The sequence below is a fragment of the Xylophilus sp. PBN-3R genome, assembly GCF_057747805.1.
The window spans coordinates 1,365,290-1,380,952 of the sequence record NZ_CM173225.1 but is presented as its reverse complement, the minus strand read 5'-3'; the positions used below and the strand labels follow the sequence as shown (position 1 = coordinate 1,380,952).

Here is a 15,663-nt window from a genome sequence, read left to right as displayed (position 1 = left end):
AAAACGCGCCGAAGCGCGTTTTTTCAGGGAGCCCGGAAGACTCAGGCAGGAACCTTGGCTGCCGCCTCGGTGAATGACTCGATCTTGTCGAAGTTCAGGTACTGGTAGATCTTGTCGCTGCTGGCATCCAGCACACCGACGCCGTCCATGTATTCGGCCTTGGTCGGGATGCGACCCAGGCGCGAGCAGATGGCGGCCAGCTCGGCCGAACCCAGGTAGACGAAGGTGTTCTTGCCCAGGCGGTTCGGGAAGTTGCGGGTGGAAGTCGACATCACGGTCGCGCCCTCTCGCACCTGCGCCTGGTTGCCCATGCACAGCGAGCAGCCCGGCATTTCGGTGCGCGCACCGGCCGAACCGAAGACACCGTAGTGGCCTTCTTCGGTCAGTTGCGCGGCATCCATCTTGGTCGGCGGTGCGATCCACAGCTTGACCGGCATGTCGCGTTTACCTTCGAGCAGCTTGGAGGCTGCGCGGAAGTGGCCGATGTTGGTCATGCACGAACCGATGAACACTTCGTCGATCTTGGCGCCGGACACTTCCGACAAGGTCTTGACGTCGTCCGGATCGTTCGGGCAGGCCACGATGGGTTCGTGGATGTCGTTCAGGTCGATCTCGATGACGGCTGCGTATTCGGCGTCGGCGTCGCCTTCGAGCAGCTGCGGGTTCTTCAGCCAGGCTTCCTGTGCGGCGATGCGGCGACCCAGGGTACGGGCGTCGGCATAACCTTCCGAGATCATCCAGCGCATCAGGGTGATGTTGCTGTTGATGTACTCGATCATCGGTTCCTTGTTGAGCTTGACGGTGCAGCCGGCAGCCGAACGTTCGGCCGACGCGTCGGACAGCTCGAAGGCTTGCTCGACCTTCAGGTTCGGCAGGCCCTCGATTTCGAGAATGCGGCCGGAGAAGATGTTCTTCTTGCCCTTCTTGTCGACGGTCAGCAGGCCGGCCTTGATCGCGTACAGCGGAATGGCGTTGACCAGGTCACGCAGGGTGACGCCGGGCATCATCTTCTCGCCCTTGAAACGCACCAGCACCGACTCGGGCATGTCCAGCGGCATGACACCGGTGGCGGCCGCGAAAGCCACCAGGCCGGAACCGGCCGGGAACGAGATGCCGATCGGGAAACGGGTGTGGCTGTCGCCGCCGGTGCCGACGGTGTCGGGCAGCAGGAAACGGTTGAGCCAGCTGTGGATCACGCCGTCGCCCGGCTTCAGCGAAATTCCGCCGCGGGTGCTGATGAACTCAGGCAGTTCGTGGTGGGTCTTGACGTCGACCGGCTTCGGGTAGGCCGCGGTGTGGCAGAACGACTGCATCACCAGGTCGGCCGAGAAGCCCAGGCAGGCCAGGTCCTTCAGTTCGTCGCGGGTCATCGGGCCGGTGGTGTCCTGCGAGCCGACCGAGGTCATGCGGGGTTCGCAGTAAGTGCCCGGGCGGATGCCCTTGCCTTCAGGCGCGCCGCAGGCACGGCCTACCATCTTCTGCGCCAGGGTATAGCCCTTGCCGGTGTCGCCGGGCTCGACCGGCAGACGGAACAGCGTGGATGCGGGCAGGCCCAGGGCTTCACGGGCCTTGGCGGTCAGGCCGCGGCCGACGATCAGCGGAATGCGGCCGCCGGCGCGGACTTCGTCGAACAGCACATCGCTCTTGACGGTGAATTCGGCGATGACCTGGCCGTCTTTCAGGGCCTTGCCTTCGTAGGGGCGCAGCTCGACGGTGTCGCCCATGTTCATCTGGCTCACGTCCAGTTCGATCGGCAGTGCGCCGGCATCTTCCATGGTGTTGTAGAAGATGGGAGCGATCTTGGCGCCCAGGCAGACGCCGCCGAAACGCTTGTTCGGCACGAACGGGATGTCTTCGCCGGTGAACCACAGCACGCTGTTGGTGGCCGACTTGCGGCTCGAACCGGTGCCGACGACGTCGCCGACATAGGCCACCAGGTTGCCCTGGGCTCGCAGCTCTTCGATGAACTTGATGGGGCCGCGCTTGCCGTCTTCTTCGGGGGTGATGCCGTCGCGCTTGTTCTTCAGCATGGCCAGGGCATGCAGCGGAATGTCCGGGCGGCTCCAGGCGTCCGGGGCGGGCGAAAGGTCGTCGGTATTTGTTTCGCCGGTGACCTTGAAGACCGACAGCTTGATGCTTTCCGGCACTTCGGGACGGCTGGTGAACCACTCGGCGTCGGCCCAGCTCTGGATCACGGCCTTGGCGTTGGCATTGCCTGCATGCGCCTTTTCGTTCACATCGTGGAACTGGTCGAACATCAGCAGCGTCTTCTTCAGGGCTTCTGCGGCCACGCCGCCGACTTCGGAGTCATCCAGCAGCTGGATCAGCGGGCTGATGTTGTAGCCGCCGAGCATGGTGCCCAAGAGTTCCGTGGCCTTGGCGCGGCTGATGAGTTCGTTCTTCTCGGTGCCCAGGGCGACGGCGGCCAGGTAGCTGGCCTTGACCTTGGCCGCGTCGTCGACGCCGGCCGGGACACGGTGGGTGATGAGGTTCAGCAGGAACTCGGCCGAGCCTGCGGGCGGGTTCTTCAGCAGCTCGATCAGCTCGGCTGTCTGTTTGGCCGTCAGTGGCAGTGGCGGGATGCCGAGGGCTGCGCGCTCGGCGACATGTTCAACGTAGGCTTGCAACATCATCGTTCTCCGTCTGGGATCGTGGGGAATTCGGGGTGGGATGGGTAAGAGGCTCAGGGCGTGTTCTTGAGCACCGGGTCGGCCGCTTCGAACAGGCTCTTCGGCGGGTTCTTCTTGATTTCTTCGGCCATGGCGGTCTGCTGCGGGCTCTGGCATTCGTCGGCCAGGCGCTCGCCCAGCTTCTGGTTCATCAGCATCGACTTGTTGCCGAGTTGCAGCCAGAGCGCGCCGGCGCGCGGATCTTCCAGACGGATGGCGCCTGTGCGGCTGGCCACGGGATGCATGCGGTAGCGGATGCGCTGGATCTGCACGTTGAAGAAGCCGGGGCGTTTTTCGTCGGCAGTGACCTGCACGTTGGCGCCCAGTTCGCAGCGGATAGCGCCGGTGTACACACGGCCGGCGATTTCCAGGTCCTCCGGCGACAGGGTGACGTCGGTGTCGGGGTCGATCGGCGTGACTTCCTCGACGGCCTTGGCGGCAGAGCGGGTGATCTTGGCCGGCGTCTTGCGGTGTTCGGTGGCGCGTGCGGTGGTCGACTTGCCGGCGGGTTTGGCAGCGGCCTTGGCGGCCGGTTTGGCGGCCGCGGCCGTCTTGGCCTTGACGGGTTCCTGGGCCATGGCGGCCATCGGGATGGCGCAGGCAATCAGTGTGGCGAGAAGCAGCTTTTTCATGGGGTGACCTGGTGTTCGGATGTTGCGCTGGGAGCGGCTGAAACGGGATTCAGGTGGCGCCGGGTTTGAACCAGGCGCGCGCCTGTGGCGGCAACGGTCGGCCGGTACGGTGCGCGCGCTCGAGCACTTGCCAATAGTGGCGGTAGCTGGCGCGGTCGTGAAGGTGTCCGGCGAAGGCGATCGGCGCCCAGTCGGCGGCCTGAGCGGCGGCGACGATGCTGGCGGCGGTATCGACCTCGGACGGATCGGGTGCGAAGGCTTCCAGCACCGGGCGGATCTGCGCCGGGTGGATGCTCCACATGCGGGTATAGCCGAACTCGCGGGCCGCCCGGCGGGCTGCCTGGGTAATCGCTTCGCGGTCGGAAAATTCGGTGACGACACAGTGCGACGGGACCTTGCCGGAAGCATGCGCCGCCGAGGCGACGGCCAGCTTTGCCCGCACCACCAGCGGATGGCTGAACTGGCCGGCCACGCCCATGCCGGCTGCCGGGATGGCACCGGCGTGGGCCGATACGAAATCCATCAGTCCGAACGACAGCGACTGCACCCGGGGATGCGACGCGATATCGAAGGCGCGATGCACCGCGCCGGGCGATTCGATGAGGACCTGCAGCGGGAGTTCCGTAGCACCTGCGGCGTCGAGCACACGCACGGCGCGCTCGACATCGGCTACGGTCTCGACCTTGGGCACCATCACATGGCACAGGCGGTGGCCGGCCTTTCCGACGATGGCTGCGACGTCGGCTTCGAATGCAGCATGGTCGACCGCATGCACCCGAACCGCCACCCGGGCGGCGGGCGCCGCGGCCAGAGCCAGTTCGGTGACCAGCGCAGCGTGTTCGGCCTCGGCACCGCTGGCGGCGCCGTCCTCGCAATCGAGCGTGACGTCGAAGACACAGGTGCCGAATTCCTCGGTCATCTCGGCCTGCAGTTGCAGGCTCTTGCGCATGCGCACCTCGACGCCGCTGTAGTGGTCGCACACCGGCAACACCACGGCGCCGGCCTGCGCACCCAGCAGGGCTTGGCGGGGGTGCTGGAGGTGTCGGACGCCCAGGTCGCTCATGCCTTGCGTTGCGCCACGATGAACATCCGAGGGAACGCCAGCAACAGCTTGCCGTCTGCGCGCACCGGGTAGGCCGCGGTGATGCGGCGAAGGTATTCGGCCAGGTAGCTCGCCTTGCTCTCGGGGTCGAGACGCTCCACGAAGGGCTTCAGGCCGGTGCCGCTCACCCAGTCGACGATGGCCTGCGGCGACTCCATCGGATGCTGGTACACCGTATGCCACACATCCACCTGGTCCGCGGTGGGCGCCAGCAGGTCGTAGTAATGCGTCAGCGGCAAGATCGCAGTGCGCAATTTTTCGAGATCGCCGATCTGCTCGGCCCAGGGCGACATGGCACCCACCTCACGCATCGAACGGTGCGTGGCTTCCTGTCGGTTGTCGGGCATCTGCACCGCCAGCACGCCGCCGGGGGCGAGGCTGGCGAACAGGCGGGGAACCAGGGTTTCATGGCCGGGCACCCATTGCAGGGATGCGTTGGCGTAGATCAGATCTGGCGCTTTTTCAGGCGTCCAGGCTGCAATATCGGACAAGTCGAAACGCACGTTCGGCAGGCGCTTGGCAGCACTATCGAGCATGGGCTTCGAGTTGTCGGTGCCCACGACTTCGGCACCAGGGAACCGCGCCACCAGCAACTCGGTGGAGTTGCCGGGGCCGCAGCCCAGGTCGATCGCACGGGCAGGGGTGGCCAACGGAACCCGCGCCAGCAGTTCCCGGGACGGGCGTGTGCGCTCGTCCTCGAAACGGCTGTAGAGGCTGGGGTTCCAGTCGGCCATGCTCGTGCTTTCGATCGGTCGGATTTACTTGACCAGGTGAGCCACGCCGGCTTGCTCGCCCTGCAGCTCTTCCAGGGTCTTGTTGATGCGTTCCTGGCTGAAGGCGTCGATCTCGAGGCCTTCGACGATCTTGTACTTGCCGCCTTCGGTGGTGACCGGGAAGCCGAACACCACATCCTTCGGAATGCCGTATTCGCCGTTGGAAGGCACGCCCATGGTGACCCACTTGCCTTGCGAGCCCAGGGCCCAGTCACGCATGTGATCGATGGCGGCGTTGGCGGCCGAGGCAGCCGACGACGAGCCACGCGCTTCGATGATCGCAGCGCCACGCTTGCCGACGGTCGGCAGGAAGGTGTTGGCGTTCCATTCCTGGTCGTTGATGGTCTTGGCGACGCTTTCACCGTTGATGGTGGCGAAGCGGTAGTCGGCGTACATCGTCGGCGAATGGTTGCCCCAGACGGTCAGCTTCTCGATGTCGGCGACGGCCTTGCCGGTCTTGGCGGCGATCTGGCTGGCGGCACGGTTGTGGTCCAGGCGCAGCATGGCGGTGAAGTTTTCACGCGGCAGGTCCGGCGCGCTTTTCATGGCAATGTAGGCGTTGGTGTTGGCGGGGTTGCCGACCACCAGAACCTTGACGTCGCGGCTGGCGACGGCGTTCAGTGCAGCGCCTTGCGCGGTGAAGATGGCGCCGTTGACGGCCAGCAGTTCGGCACGTTCCATGCCCGGACCGCGGGGGCGCGAACCGACCAGCAGTGCGTAGTCGGCGTCCTTGAAGGCAGTCATCGGGTCGCTGTGCGCGGTCATTTCGACCAGCAGCGGGAACGCGCAGTCGTCCAGTTCCATCATCACGCCCTTCAGGGCTTTTTGCGGGCCTTCGACCGGCACTTCGAGCAACTGCAGGATGACGGGCTGGTCCTTGCCCAGCATTTCGCCCGAGGCGATGCGGAACAGCAGGGCGTAACCGATTTGGCCGGCGGCGCCGGTAACGGCGACGCGGACGGGCTTCTTGCTCATGGGAAGGACTCCAGGGATGGGTAATGAGGAATGTTCGCCCGCCGCATGCCGCAATTCTTTTTCGAGTGCCGGCATCGCCTGGACTCGGCTGAATTCGAAACAGGAATTCTGGAATTCAGTCCTGGCTGGGCGGACAGCGCGGGAGTGTACTGCTGATTTTTCGGCCTGGTCAACTTGTCTTATGTCTTATATAAGATATGATCGGCCGCGTTTTCGGAAGTACCCACCAACAGGCCGCACCACGATGCCCCCCGCCCCGTCAGCTGCCGATCCCGTCACCGCCGACCCTGCGGTAGACGACGGGGCGGCCCCCGCCTTCAGTCCGCTGTACCAGCAGATCAAGACCTTGATCCTGCAGCGCCTGGAAGCCGGCGACTGGAAACCGGGCGAGGCGATCCCCAGCGAAACCGACCTGGCCCTGCGTTTCAGGGTCAGCCAGGGCACGGTGCGCAAGGCCATCGACGAACTGGCGGGCGACAACCTGCTGATCCGCCGCCAGGGCAAGGGCACCTTCGTCGCGACCCACTCCGAACGCCACGTTCAATACCGCTTCCTCAAACTGCGCAACGACGGCGGCGAATACGAGACCTCCGAACGCCGGGTGATGGAATGCAAACGCACCCGGGCATCCGCCGATGTGGCCCGTGCGCTCAATCTGCGAAGCGGCGAGGCGGTGTTGCTGGTGCGTCGCGCATTGGTGTTCGCCGACGTACCCCGAATCCTCGAAGACATCTGGCTGCCCGGCCAGACTTTCAAGGGACTCACCGCCGAACAGATGCTCGGCTACAAGGGCCCGACGTACGCGATGTTCGAACTGGAATTCGGCGTACGCATGGTGCGGGCAGAAGAAAAACTGCGTGCGGTGGCCGCCACACCCGAACAGGCCGCACTGCTGGCCGTATCCGCAGGCGACCCGCTGCTGAGCGTGGAACGCCTGTCCTATACCTACAACGACGCGCCGATGGAACTACGCCGCGGGTTCTACCGCACCGACTCCCACCACTACCACAACCAGTTGAACTGAGCACGCCCATCAGGTTTGACCCGCACCGGCGAGCCACCTGCAATAGAATTTTGGGGTTTGCAACCCGATCAGCCGATAGTTACATCCAGAAAGCAAAAAATCCCCATGACAGCCTCCGTCAAGAAAAAGCGGCCCGAGTTCCGCAATATCAACGCTTTCACGGACCTTCCGTCCTATCGATTACCAGCAGCCGGCATCGTCTCGATCCTGCACCGCATCAGCGGCCTGATGATGGCCTTCCTGCTGCCGCTGGTGATCTGGATGTTCGACATGACGGTCACATCCGAAATCTCGTTCGCCCGTTTCAACAGCATCTTCAATGTGGGAGTCGGCGGCGTCGTCCTGAAGCTGTTCTGCCTGGCCCTGATCTGGGCCTACCTGCACCACTTCATCGCCGGCCTGCGTCACCTGTGGATGGACGTGAACCACCATGCCGTCGAAAAGAAGGTCGGAGCCAACACCGCCCGTGGCGTACTGGTCCTGAGCATCACGCTCACCGTCATCCTGGCAGCCAAGCTGTTCGGCCTCTACTGATCCCCTGATCCCCCACGATAGAAAAAAGACCGGAGCACACACAGCATGTCCGTCAATTACGGTTCCAAACGCGTCGTCGTCGGCGCTCACTACGGCCTGCGCGACTGGATCGCCCAGCGTGGCACCGCGCTGCTCATGGCAGTCTTCACCATCGTGCTGCTGGCGCAAGTCATCTTCTCGCATGGGCCCATCGGTTACGACACCTGGTCGGGCATCTTCTCCGCGCAATGGATGAAGGTCCTCACGCTCGTCACCATCGTCGCCCTGGGCTATCACGCCTGGGTCGGCATGCGCGACATCTGGATGGATTACGTCCAGCCGGTGGTCGTCCGCCTGATCCTGCAAATCGTCTCCATCTTCTGGTTGGTCGGCTGTGTCGGCTACACCGTGCAAGTGCTGTGGAGGCTCTAAAAAAATGACTTATTCCACGTCTGACATCACCAAACGCAAATTCGACGTCGTCATCATCGGCGCCGGCGGTTCGGGCATGCGTGCCTCGTTGCAGCTGGCCCGCGCCGGCCTGAACGTCGCCGTCCTGTCGAAGGTCTTCCCCACCCGCTCGCACACCGTTGCGGCGCAGGGCGGCGTCGGCGCCTCGCTCGGCAACATGAGCGAAGACAACTGGCACTACCACTTCTACGACACCATCAAGGGCTCGGACTGGCTGGGCGACCAGGATGCCATCGAGTTCATGTGCCGTGAAGCACCGAAGGTCGTGTACGAACTCGAACACTTCGGCATGCCTTTCGACCGCAACCCGGACGGCACCATCTACCAGCGTCCGTTCGGCGGCCACACCGCCAACTACGGCGAAAAGCCGGTTCAACGCGCCTGCGCCGCAGCCGACCGCACCGGCCACGCCATGCTGCACACGCTGTACCAGAAGAACGTCGAATCGCGCACCCAGTTCTTCGTCGAATGGATGGCCCTCGACCTGATCCGCGACGACGAAGGCGATGTCGTCGGCGTCACCGCGCTCGAGATGGAAACCGGCGACCTGCACATCCTGCAGGCCAAGACCGTGCTGCTGGCCACCGGCGGCGCGGGCCGCATCTTCCAGGCGTCGACCAATGCCTTCATCAACACCGGCGACGGCCTGGGCATGGCGGCTCGTGCCGGCATCCCGCTGCAGGACATGGAGTTCTGGCAGTTCCACCCGACGGGCGTGTTCGGTGCCGGCGTGCTGCTGACCGAAGGCTGCCGCGGCGAAGGCGCGATCCTGCTCAACGCCAACGGCGAACGTTTCATGGAACGTTATGCGCCCACCCTGAAGGATCTGGCACCGCGCGACTTCGTGTCCCGCTGCATGGACCAGGAAATCAAGGAAGGCCGTGGCTGCGGACCCAACAAGGACCACATCCTGCTGAAGCTCGACCACCTGGGCGCGGACACCATCCGCAAGCGCCTGCCGTCGGTCGAAGAGATCGGCCACAACTTCGCCAACGTCGACATCACGCGTGAACCCATTCCGGTCGTGCCGACCATCCATTACCAAATGGGCGGCATCCCCACCAACATCAACGGCCAGGTCGTCACCCAGAACGAAGCCAACGAGTCGGTGGTCGTGAAGGGCCTGTACGCGGTCGGCGAATGTTCCTGTGTGTCGGTGCACGGCGCCAACCGCCTGGGCACCAACTCGCTGCTCGACCTGCTGGTGTTCGGCCGTGCTGCCGGCAACCACATCGTCCAATACAACGACAAGCTGAAGGAACACAAGGAACTGCCGGCCAACGCCGCCGAACGCACCCTGAAGCGCCTGAACGAACTCGAGGACTCTCAGTCCGGCGAATATGCCCAGGACGTGGCGGCAGACATCCGCGCGACCATGCAGACACACGCCGCCGTGTTCCGCCAGCAGGCCGTGATGGACGAAGGCGTGAAACAGATCGCCGCAATCCGCCAACGTGTCGCCGGCATCACGCTGAAGGACAAGTCGCGGGTGTTCAACACCGCCCGTATCGAAGCACTCGAGGTCGACAACCTGATCGAGGTGGCGCAGGCCACCATGGTCTCGGCCGCAGCCCGCAAGGAATGCCGTGGTGCCCACACCGTGGACGACTACGAACGCCCTGCCGACGACGCCGAATTCCCGCTGGGCCGCAATGACAAGGAGTGGATGAAACACACCCTCTGGTACAGCGCCACCAACAGCCTGGCCTACAAGCCGGTCCGCATGAAGCCGCTGACCGTCGCCACCGTGCCGCCCAAGGTCCGGACCTTCTAAAAACAGTCCGGCCACCCCGCGAAGGAACATCATGCAAAAGCGCACATTCAAGATCTACCGCTACGACCCGGACAAAGATGCCAAGCCGTACATGCAGACCATCGAGATCGAACTCGAAGGCAACGAACGCATGCTGCTGGATGCCCTGATCAAGCTCAAGGCCGTCGACCCCACCATCGCCTTCCGCCGCTCGTGCCGCGAAGGTGTGTGTGGCTCCGACGCCATGAACATCAACGGCAAGAACGGTCTGGCCTGCCTGACCAACCTGCGGACTCTGAAGGACCCCATCGTCATCAAGCCGCTGCCGGGCCTGCCCGTCATCCGCGACATGATTGTCGACATGACGCACTTCTTCAATCAGTACCACTCCATCAAGCCGTACCTGGTCAACACCGATACGCCGCCTGAAAAGGAGCGTCTGCAGAGCCCCGAGGAACGCGAGGAGCTCGACGGCCTGTACGAGTGCATCCTGTGCGCCAGCTGCTCGACCAGCTGCCCCAGCTTCTGGTGGAACCCGGACAAGTTCGTCGGCCCGGCCGGCCTGCTGCAGGCCTACCGCTTCATCGCGGACAGCCGCGACAAGGCCACCGGCGAGCGCCTGGACAACCTCGAAGACCCGTACCGCCTGTTCCGCTGCCACACCATCATGAACTGTGTCGACGTCTGCCCGAAGGGTCTCAACCCGACCAAGGCCATCGGCAAGATCAAGGAACTGATGGTCCGCCGCGCGGTCTGACGAAGGTATGCAAAACGTGCAGGAAAACGAGCTCGTCGACGAGCGCTCGCTCAGCAAGTTGCGCTGGCGCTGCCGGCGCGGCCTGTTGGAAAACGATCTCTTCATCGAACGTTTCTTTGCACGCCACGCCGCGACGCTGACGGTGCGCGAGGCGCGCGGCATGACCCAGCTGATGGATCTGTCGGACCACGACCTGATGGACCTGCTGATGGGTCGCAACCAGCCTTCCGGCGAAACCGACACGCCCGAGGCGGTCGATGTACTGAAGATGTTGAGGGCCTGAGGAGACGCCGTGCAGGCAACGCAGGCCCCCCGAGGTTTTCATGAAAGAACAGCCCCCAACCGGGACACCGGAGACGAGGCATTAACCCAAGGAAGCACATGAAGCTAGCAGACAATAAAGCCACTCTGTCGTTCGCGAACGGCAGTCCCAGCGTCGAGCTGCCGGTCTACGCCGGCAACATCGGCCCGGACGTGATCGACATCCGCAAGCTGTACGCGCAAACGGGCATGTTCACCTATGACCCGGGCTTCCTGTCCACCGCGGCATGCCAGTCGGGCATCACCTACATCGACGGCGACAAGGGCGAACTGCTGTACCGCGGCTACCCCATCGAGCAGCTGGCCACCAACTGCGACTACCTCGAAACCTGCCACCTGCTGCTGTACGGTGAACTGCCGGACGCCAAGAAGAAGGCCGAATTCAACGACCTCGTCACCCATCACACGATGGTCAACGAGCAGATGCAGTTCTTCCTGCGCGGCTTCCGCCGCGACGCGCATCCGATGGCGGTCATGACCGGCCTGGTCGGCGGCCTGTCGGCCTTCTATCACGACAGCACCGACATCAACAATCCGGAGCACCGCGAAATCGCCGCGATCCGCCTGATTGCCAAGATGCCGACGCTGGTCGCCATGGCCTACAAGTACAGCATCGGCCAGCCCTTCATGTACCCCAAGAACGAGCTGAGCTACGCCGGCAACTTCCTGCACATGATGTTCGCCACCCCGTGCGAGCCCTATGTGGTGAGCCCGGTGCTGGAACGCGCCCTGGACCGCATCTTCATCCTGCACGCCGACCACGAACAGAACGCTTCGACCTCCACTGTTCGGCTGTGCGGTTCTTCCGGCACCAACCCGTTCGCCGCCATCGCGGCAGGTGTTGCCTGCCTGTGGGGTCCGGCCCACGGCGGCGCCAACGAAGCCTGCCTGAACATGCTGCAGGAGATCCAGGACATGGGCGGCGTGGACAAGATCGGTGACTTCATCGCCAAGGTGAAGGACAAGACCTCCGGCGTGAAGCTGATGGGCTTCGGTCACCGTGTCTACAAGAACTACGACCCACGTGCCAAGCTGATGCAGGAAACCTGCAAGGAAGTCCTGGCCGAGCTGGGACTCGAAAACGACCCGTTGCTGAAGATCGCCGTCGCCCTGGAAAAGATCGCACTGGAAGACGAATACTTCGTGTCGCGCAAGCTGTACCCGAACGTCGACTTCTATTCCGGCATCGTCCAGCGCGCCATCGGCATTCCCGTGCCGCTGTTCACCGCCGTGTTCGCCCTGGCGCGCACTGTCGGCTGGATCGCACAGCTGAACGAAATGATCGCCGACCCGGAGTACAAGATCGGCCGTCCGCGCCAGCTGTTCGTCGGTTCCGAGCGTCGTGACGTGAAGCCGATCGCCGATCGCTGATCGCCCCACGTCGCCCACGCGACAAAGCCCGCCGCCAGGCGGGCTTTTTTTTGGGGTCGTCGACCGCAGGACGTAAAGACGCGCAGTTATTACAGCGTATCGCGGGGTGCCAGACGGGGCAGCAGAACCATGAATTCCGTGCCCTGCTCCCGAGAGGATGTGACTCGCACCTGCCCGCCGTGCGCTTTGGCAATTTCCGAAACGATATAGAGGCCCAGACCCACGCTGCGATCCGCGCCCGCGTCCGTGCCACGCACCATGGGACTGAAGAGCCCGGGGATGACGTCTTCGGGAATGGGCTCACCAAAATTGTGAACCGCCAAAAAGACTTGATCGCCATCGACGCCTGTGCGAACCGACACGGGTTTGCTGGCGTCACCATAAGCCATGGCGTTGCCGACCATGTTCCCGATCGCTTGTGTGATGCGGTCACTGTCGAAAAGCAGGTGGTGAACTCCTTCGCAACGATGGCTGAATTCACGCTCCGGGTATGACGGCGCCAATTCGGCAACCGCGTCACAGACAGTTGCATCGAGATCGCCCGCTCGCGGTGTCACCGGGATGCCGGAGCCGATGCGCGCCGTGGTGAAGTCGAGCAGATCGGCCACCAACCTGTTCGCACGATCGGTAGACCGAACGATCCGGTCGTTCATGCGCCTCTGCTGTTCGTTCAGATTTGTCCGCCCGAGCCCGTGGACCCCGATATGTATTGCCGACAATGGGTTACGCAGGTCGTGACTGACGATTCCGATCATCTGCTCGGCAAAGGCTGCGCGGTCATTGGCCAACGCTTCGAGTCGCGTTGCCTCTGCAATGAGACCTTGAAGCTTCGTTTGAGTGTTCAGAAGCTCCTGCTCATACTTGTGGCGGTCCCGGGCAACAAAAAACGCCACGTCATGGATGATTTGTCCATCCCGTTCACGCCGCAATGCATTGGCCAGCATGGGGACGATTGCCCCATTGGCCGCCTCGAAATCGAGTTTGATTTCGGCCACCGAGTTCTGCAGCTGCAACAGGGGTTGCCAGTGAGTCTGATGAAAGATGCGGCCCCCGATGGTCATGAGTTCCTGCAGTTTCTTCTTTCCCACCAGTTGCTCAGGCTCGAATCCCAGCCACTGGCAGAAGAGTCGATTCGCCCAAAGGATGCCCCCTTTGCCATCCGTGCGCGCCAATCCGCAAGCCGCGTCGTCGGGCGATGGCGCCATCGCATCAATCCTTCCGTCGGTCATCCGCCTACAGCCCCTGGGTCCTCAAGAATTTGTCGATGGCCGCAGCGGTCTCGACGGGTCGGCTCATGTGCGGGCAATGACCCACGTTCTCGACGACTTCCAACATCGCATTCGGCATCTGGTCGACCATGTACTCCCCGACCGCCACTGGCGCGATGAAGTCCTCGTCGCACTGAACGATCAACGACGGTGTGTGCAGCCGGGAAAGGTCCGCACGATGGTCGGACAAGAATGTGACCCTGGCGAAGTGCTTTGCGATTTCCGGGTCGGTGCGGCAGAAACTGTTGGTCAGTTCTTGTCCCAGGTCGGGCTGCTCGGGCGAGCCCATGATGGCCGGAGCCATCGCGCTAGACCAGCCAAGATAGTTGTTTCCCAGGGTGTCGAGCAGCGAATCGATGTCCTTGCGCGAGAAACCGCCAACGTAGGTACCGTCGTTCACGTAACACGGTGACGGGGCGATCATCGCGTGGCCCGAGATATGGCCAGGCTCCTTGAGGTCAGCCAGCATGCCTATCATGGCGCTTACCGAATGTCCCACGACGATTGCCGGGCCTTCCGCATACTCCTTCACGATCTCGAGCAGGTCGTCTGCATGGCCTTGCAGCGTTCCGTACTTCCGGCGGTCGAAGCTGGCGTGGTCCGAGTTGCCCGCCCCCACCAGGTCGAAAAAGACCGTCTTGAAACGTTCGACAAAGGCGGGCTTCAGCAGGCGCCACATGTTTTGGTCGCATCCAAAACCATGCGCAAAGAAGAGTGTTGCAGGTCCGGTGCCCGTGGTATGGACGTTGTTGCGAAGCTGGACGCTCATGGGCCTGAACTGGCCGCGTTACAGCCTGGAATTTCTAATGCGCCCATTGTCACCCCTCCATCTGCTCGATAACACCCTTTTTGGAGCCCGACTCGAAGCGCCGGCCATCCTCCCTCTTTTAGACTCGACACCATGACCATCAAATCCAAAGCTGCCGTGGCCTTCAAGGCCGGAGAACCCCTGCAAATCGTCGAAATCGACGTGGCTCCACCCAGGAAGGGTGAGGTGCTGGTGCGCATCACAGACAGCGGCGTGTGCCACACCGATGCCTTCACCCTCAGCGGCGACGACCCGGAAGGTCTGTTCCCGGTGGTGCTGGGCCATGAAGGCGCCGGCATCGTGGTGGAGGTTGGCGAGGGCGTGACCAGCGTGAAGCCGGGTGACCACGTCATTCCGCTGTACACCGCCGAATGCGGCGAATGCCTGTTCTGCAAGAGCGGCAAGACCAATCTGTGTGTGGCCGTGCGGGCAACCCAGGGCAAGGGAGTGATGCCCGACGGCACCACCCGCTTCTCGTACAACGGCCAGCCGCTCTACCACTACATGGGTTGTTCGACCTTCAGCGAATACACGGTCGTGGCCGAGGTCTCGCTGGCCAAAATCAACCCGGACGCCAACCCGGAACAGGTCTGCCTGCTGGGCTGCGGGGTGACCACCGGGCTGGGCGCCGTCAAGAACACTGCCAAGGTTCAGGAGGGCGACACCGTGGCCGTATTCGGTCTGGGCGGCATCGGCCTGGCGGTGATCCAGGGCGCACAACTGGCAAAGGCGGGCCGCATCATCGCGATCGACCTCAACCCTTCCAAGTTCGAACTGGCCAGGACCTTCGGTGCCACCGACTGCATCAACCCGAACGACTTCGACAAGCCCATCCAGCAAGTCATCGTCGAAATGACCGGTTGGGGTGTCGACCACAGCTTCGAATGCATCGGCAACGTCAATGTGATGCGGGCCGCACTCGAATGCGCGCACCGCGGCTGGGGCCAGTCGGTCATCATCGGTGTGGCCGGTTCGGGTCAGGAGATCTCCACCCGGCCCTTCCAGCTGGTCACCGGCCGCAAGTGGCTGGGTTCCGCCTTCGGCGGCGTCAAGGGCCGCAGCGAACTGCCCGGCATGGTGGAAGACGCGATGGCCGGCCGCATCCAGCTCGAACCCTTCGTCACCCATACCATGGGCCTGGAAGGCATCAACGAAGCCTTCGACCTGATGCACGAAGGCAAGTCGATCCGCTCGGTCGTCAAGTTCGCTGCCTGAGGACCGGCACG

At 63.3% G+C, this 15,663-nt stretch carries 15 protein-coding genes; 8 read left to right on the top strand and 7 right to left on the bottom strand.

The window, feature by feature from the left end:
- Positions 1–41 precede the first annotated feature (41 nt).
- From acnB to AC3ANW_RS06220, 5 genes are read right to left on the bottom strand one after another with little or no spacing between them, the layout of a single operon-like run.
- Entirely contained in the window at positions 42–2,630 is a 2,589-nt protein-coding gene (gene acnB / locus AC3ANW_RS06240) for a bifunctional aconitate hydratase 2/2-methylisocitrate dehydratase (RefSeq protein ID WP_488344329.1), read from the bottom strand.
- Positions 2,631–2,683: 53 nt separating this feature from the next.
- Positions 2,684–3,301, bottom strand: coding sequence for a hypothetical protein (locus AC3ANW_RS06235; RefSeq protein WP_488344328.1), 618 nt, complete (start codon positions 3,299–3,301; stop codon positions 2,684–2,686).
- 49 nt (positions 3,302–3,350) lie between these two features.
- The gene (locus AC3ANW_RS06230; RefSeq protein WP_488344327.1) at positions 3,351–4,364 is read right to left on the bottom strand and encodes an HpcH/HpaI aldolase/citrate lyase family protein; all 1,014 of its coding nucleotides are present in this window, start codon (positions 4,362–4,364) and stop codon (positions 3,351–3,353) included.
- Positions 4,361–5,137: a trans-aconitate 2-methyltransferase gene (tam, locus tag AC3ANW_RS06225; protein WP_488344326.1), complete on the bottom strand. Its 777-nt coding sequence runs from the start codon at positions 5,135–5,137 to the stop codon at positions 4,361–4,363. The genes AC3ANW_RS06230 and tam overlap by 4 nt, the downstream gene beginning before the upstream one ends.
- A 24-nt stretch (positions 5,138–5,161) precedes the next feature.
- Positions 5,162–6,151: a malate dehydrogenase gene (locus tag AC3ANW_RS06220; protein WP_488344325.1), complete on the bottom strand. Its 990-nt coding sequence runs from the start codon at positions 6,149–6,151 to the stop codon at positions 5,162–5,164.
- A gap of 244 nt (positions 6,152–6,395) precedes the next feature.
- Here AC3ANW_RS06220 and AC3ANW_RS06215 point away from each other — a divergent pair, with 244 nt between their 5' ends.
- From AC3ANW_RS06215 to AC3ANW_RS06185, 7 genes are all read left to right on the top strand, one after another.
- Entirely contained in the window at positions 6,396–7,175 is a 780-nt protein-coding gene (locus tag AC3ANW_RS06215) for a GntR family transcriptional regulator (protein WP_488344324.1), read from the top strand.
- A gap of 105 nt (positions 7,176–7,280) precedes the next feature.
- A complete protein-coding gene (gene sdhC, locus AC3ANW_RS06210; protein ID WP_488344323.1) occupies positions 7,281–7,709 on the top strand; it encodes a succinate dehydrogenase, cytochrome b556 subunit in 429 nt (142 codons plus the stop codon).
- Positions 7,710–7,754: 45 nt separating this feature from the next.
- Positions 7,755–8,120: a succinate dehydrogenase, hydrophobic membrane anchor protein gene (gene sdhD / locus AC3ANW_RS06205; protein WP_488344322.1), complete on the top strand. Its 366-nt coding sequence runs from the start codon at positions 7,755–7,757 to the stop codon at positions 8,118–8,120.
- 4 nt (positions 8,121–8,124) lie between these two features.
- The gene (sdhA, locus tag AC3ANW_RS06200) at positions 8,125–9,933 is read left to right on the top strand and encodes a succinate dehydrogenase flavoprotein subunit (protein ID WP_488344321.1); all 1,809 of its coding nucleotides are present in this window, start codon (positions 8,125–8,127) and stop codon (positions 9,931–9,933) included.
- A gap of 31 nt (positions 9,934–9,964) precedes the next feature.
- Complete coding sequence (locus AC3ANW_RS06195) at positions 9,965–10,669, top strand: succinate dehydrogenase iron-sulfur subunit (protein ID WP_488344320.1); 705 nt, start codon at positions 9,965–9,967, stop codon at positions 10,667–10,669.
- Positions 10,670–10,676: 7 nt separating this feature from the next.
- A complete protein-coding gene (locus tag AC3ANW_RS06190) occupies positions 10,677–10,952 on the top strand; it encodes an FAD assembly factor SdhE (protein ID WP_488344319.1) in 276 nt (91 codons plus the stop codon).
- A gap of 98 nt (positions 10,953–11,050) precedes the next feature.
- Complete coding sequence (locus tag AC3ANW_RS06185) at positions 11,051–12,361, top strand: citrate synthase (protein ID WP_488344318.1); 1,311 nt, start codon at positions 11,051–11,053, stop codon at positions 12,359–12,361.
- 89 nt (positions 12,362–12,450) lie between these two features.
- Here AC3ANW_RS06185 and AC3ANW_RS06180 read toward each other — a convergent pair whose 3' ends face one another.
- The gene (locus tag AC3ANW_RS06180) at positions 12,451–13,566 is read right to left on the bottom strand and encodes a sensor histidine kinase (protein ID WP_488344317.1); all 1,116 of its coding nucleotides are present in this window, start codon (positions 13,564–13,566) and stop codon (positions 12,451–12,453) included.
- 28 nt (positions 13,567–13,594) lie between these two features.
- On the bottom strand, positions 13,595–14,398 hold the full coding sequence (locus AC3ANW_RS06175; RefSeq protein WP_488344316.1) for an alpha/beta fold hydrolase: 804 nt from the start codon (positions 14,396–14,398) through the stop codon (positions 13,595–13,597).
- Positions 14,399–14,536: 138 nt separating this feature from the next.
- Here AC3ANW_RS06175 and AC3ANW_RS06170 point away from each other — a divergent pair, with 138 nt between their 5' ends.
- Positions 14,537–15,652, top strand: a complete 1,116-nt coding sequence (locus tag AC3ANW_RS06170) for an S-(hydroxymethyl)glutathione dehydrogenase/class III alcohol dehydrogenase (protein WP_488345369.1) — start codon at positions 14,537–14,539, stop codon at positions 15,650–15,652.
- Positions 15,653–15,663: the final 11 nt, after the last annotated feature.

What these genes read in the sequence shown, in the direction of transcription:
- sdhD (WP_488344322.1), top strand. Translation starts at nt 7,755, where the DNA reads ATGTCCGTCAATTACGGTTCCAAACGCGTCGTCGTCGGCGCTCACTAC.
- sdhC (WP_488344323.1), top strand. Translation starts at nt 7,281, where the DNA reads ATGACAGCCTCCGTCAAGAAAAAGCGGCCCGAGTTCCGCAATATCAAC.
- AC3ANW_RS06235 (WP_488344328.1), bottom strand. Translation starts at nt 3,301, where the DNA reads ATGAAAAAGCTGCTTCTCGCCACACTGATTGCCTGCGCCATCCCGATG.
- sdhA (WP_488344321.1), top strand. Translation starts at nt 8,125, where the DNA reads ATGACTTATTCCACGTCTGACATCACCAAACGCAAATTCGACGTCGTC.
- AC3ANW_RS06230 (WP_488344327.1), bottom strand. Translation starts at nt 4,364, where the DNA reads ATGAGCGACCTGGGCGTCCGACACCTCCAGCACCCCCGCCAAGCCCTG.
- AC3ANW_RS06180 (WP_488344317.1), bottom strand. Translation starts at nt 13,566, where the DNA reads ATGGCGCCATCGCCCGACGACGCGGCTTGCGGATTGGCGCGCACGGAT.
- AC3ANW_RS06220 (WP_488344325.1), bottom strand. Translation starts at nt 6,151, where the DNA reads ATGAGCAAGAAGCCCGTCCGCGTCGCCGTTACCGGCGCCGCCGGCCAA.
- acnB (WP_488344329.1), bottom strand. Translation starts at nt 2,630, where the DNA reads ATGTTGCAAGCCTACGTTGAACATGTCGCCGAGCGCGCAGCCCTCGGC.
- AC3ANW_RS06175 (WP_488344316.1), bottom strand. Translation starts at nt 14,398, where the DNA reads ATGAGCGTCCAGCTTCGCAACAACGTCCATACCACGGGCACCGGACCT.
- AC3ANW_RS06185 (WP_488344318.1), top strand. Translation starts at nt 11,051, where the DNA reads ATGAAGCTAGCAGACAATAAAGCCACTCTGTCGTTCGCGAACGGCAGT.
- AC3ANW_RS06190 (WP_488344319.1), top strand. Translation starts at nt 10,677, where the DNA reads ATGCAAAACGTGCAGGAAAACGAGCTCGTCGACGAGCGCTCGCTCAGC.
- tam (WP_488344326.1), bottom strand. Translation starts at nt 5,137, where the DNA reads ATGGCCGACTGGAACCCCAGCCTCTACAGCCGTTTCGAGGACGAGCGC.
- AC3ANW_RS06195 (WP_488344320.1), top strand. Translation starts at nt 9,965, where the DNA reads ATGCAAAAGCGCACATTCAAGATCTACCGCTACGACCCGGACAAAGAT.
- AC3ANW_RS06215 (WP_488344324.1), top strand. Translation starts at nt 6,396, where the DNA reads ATGCCCCCCGCCCCGTCAGCTGCCGATCCCGTCACCGCCGACCCTGCG.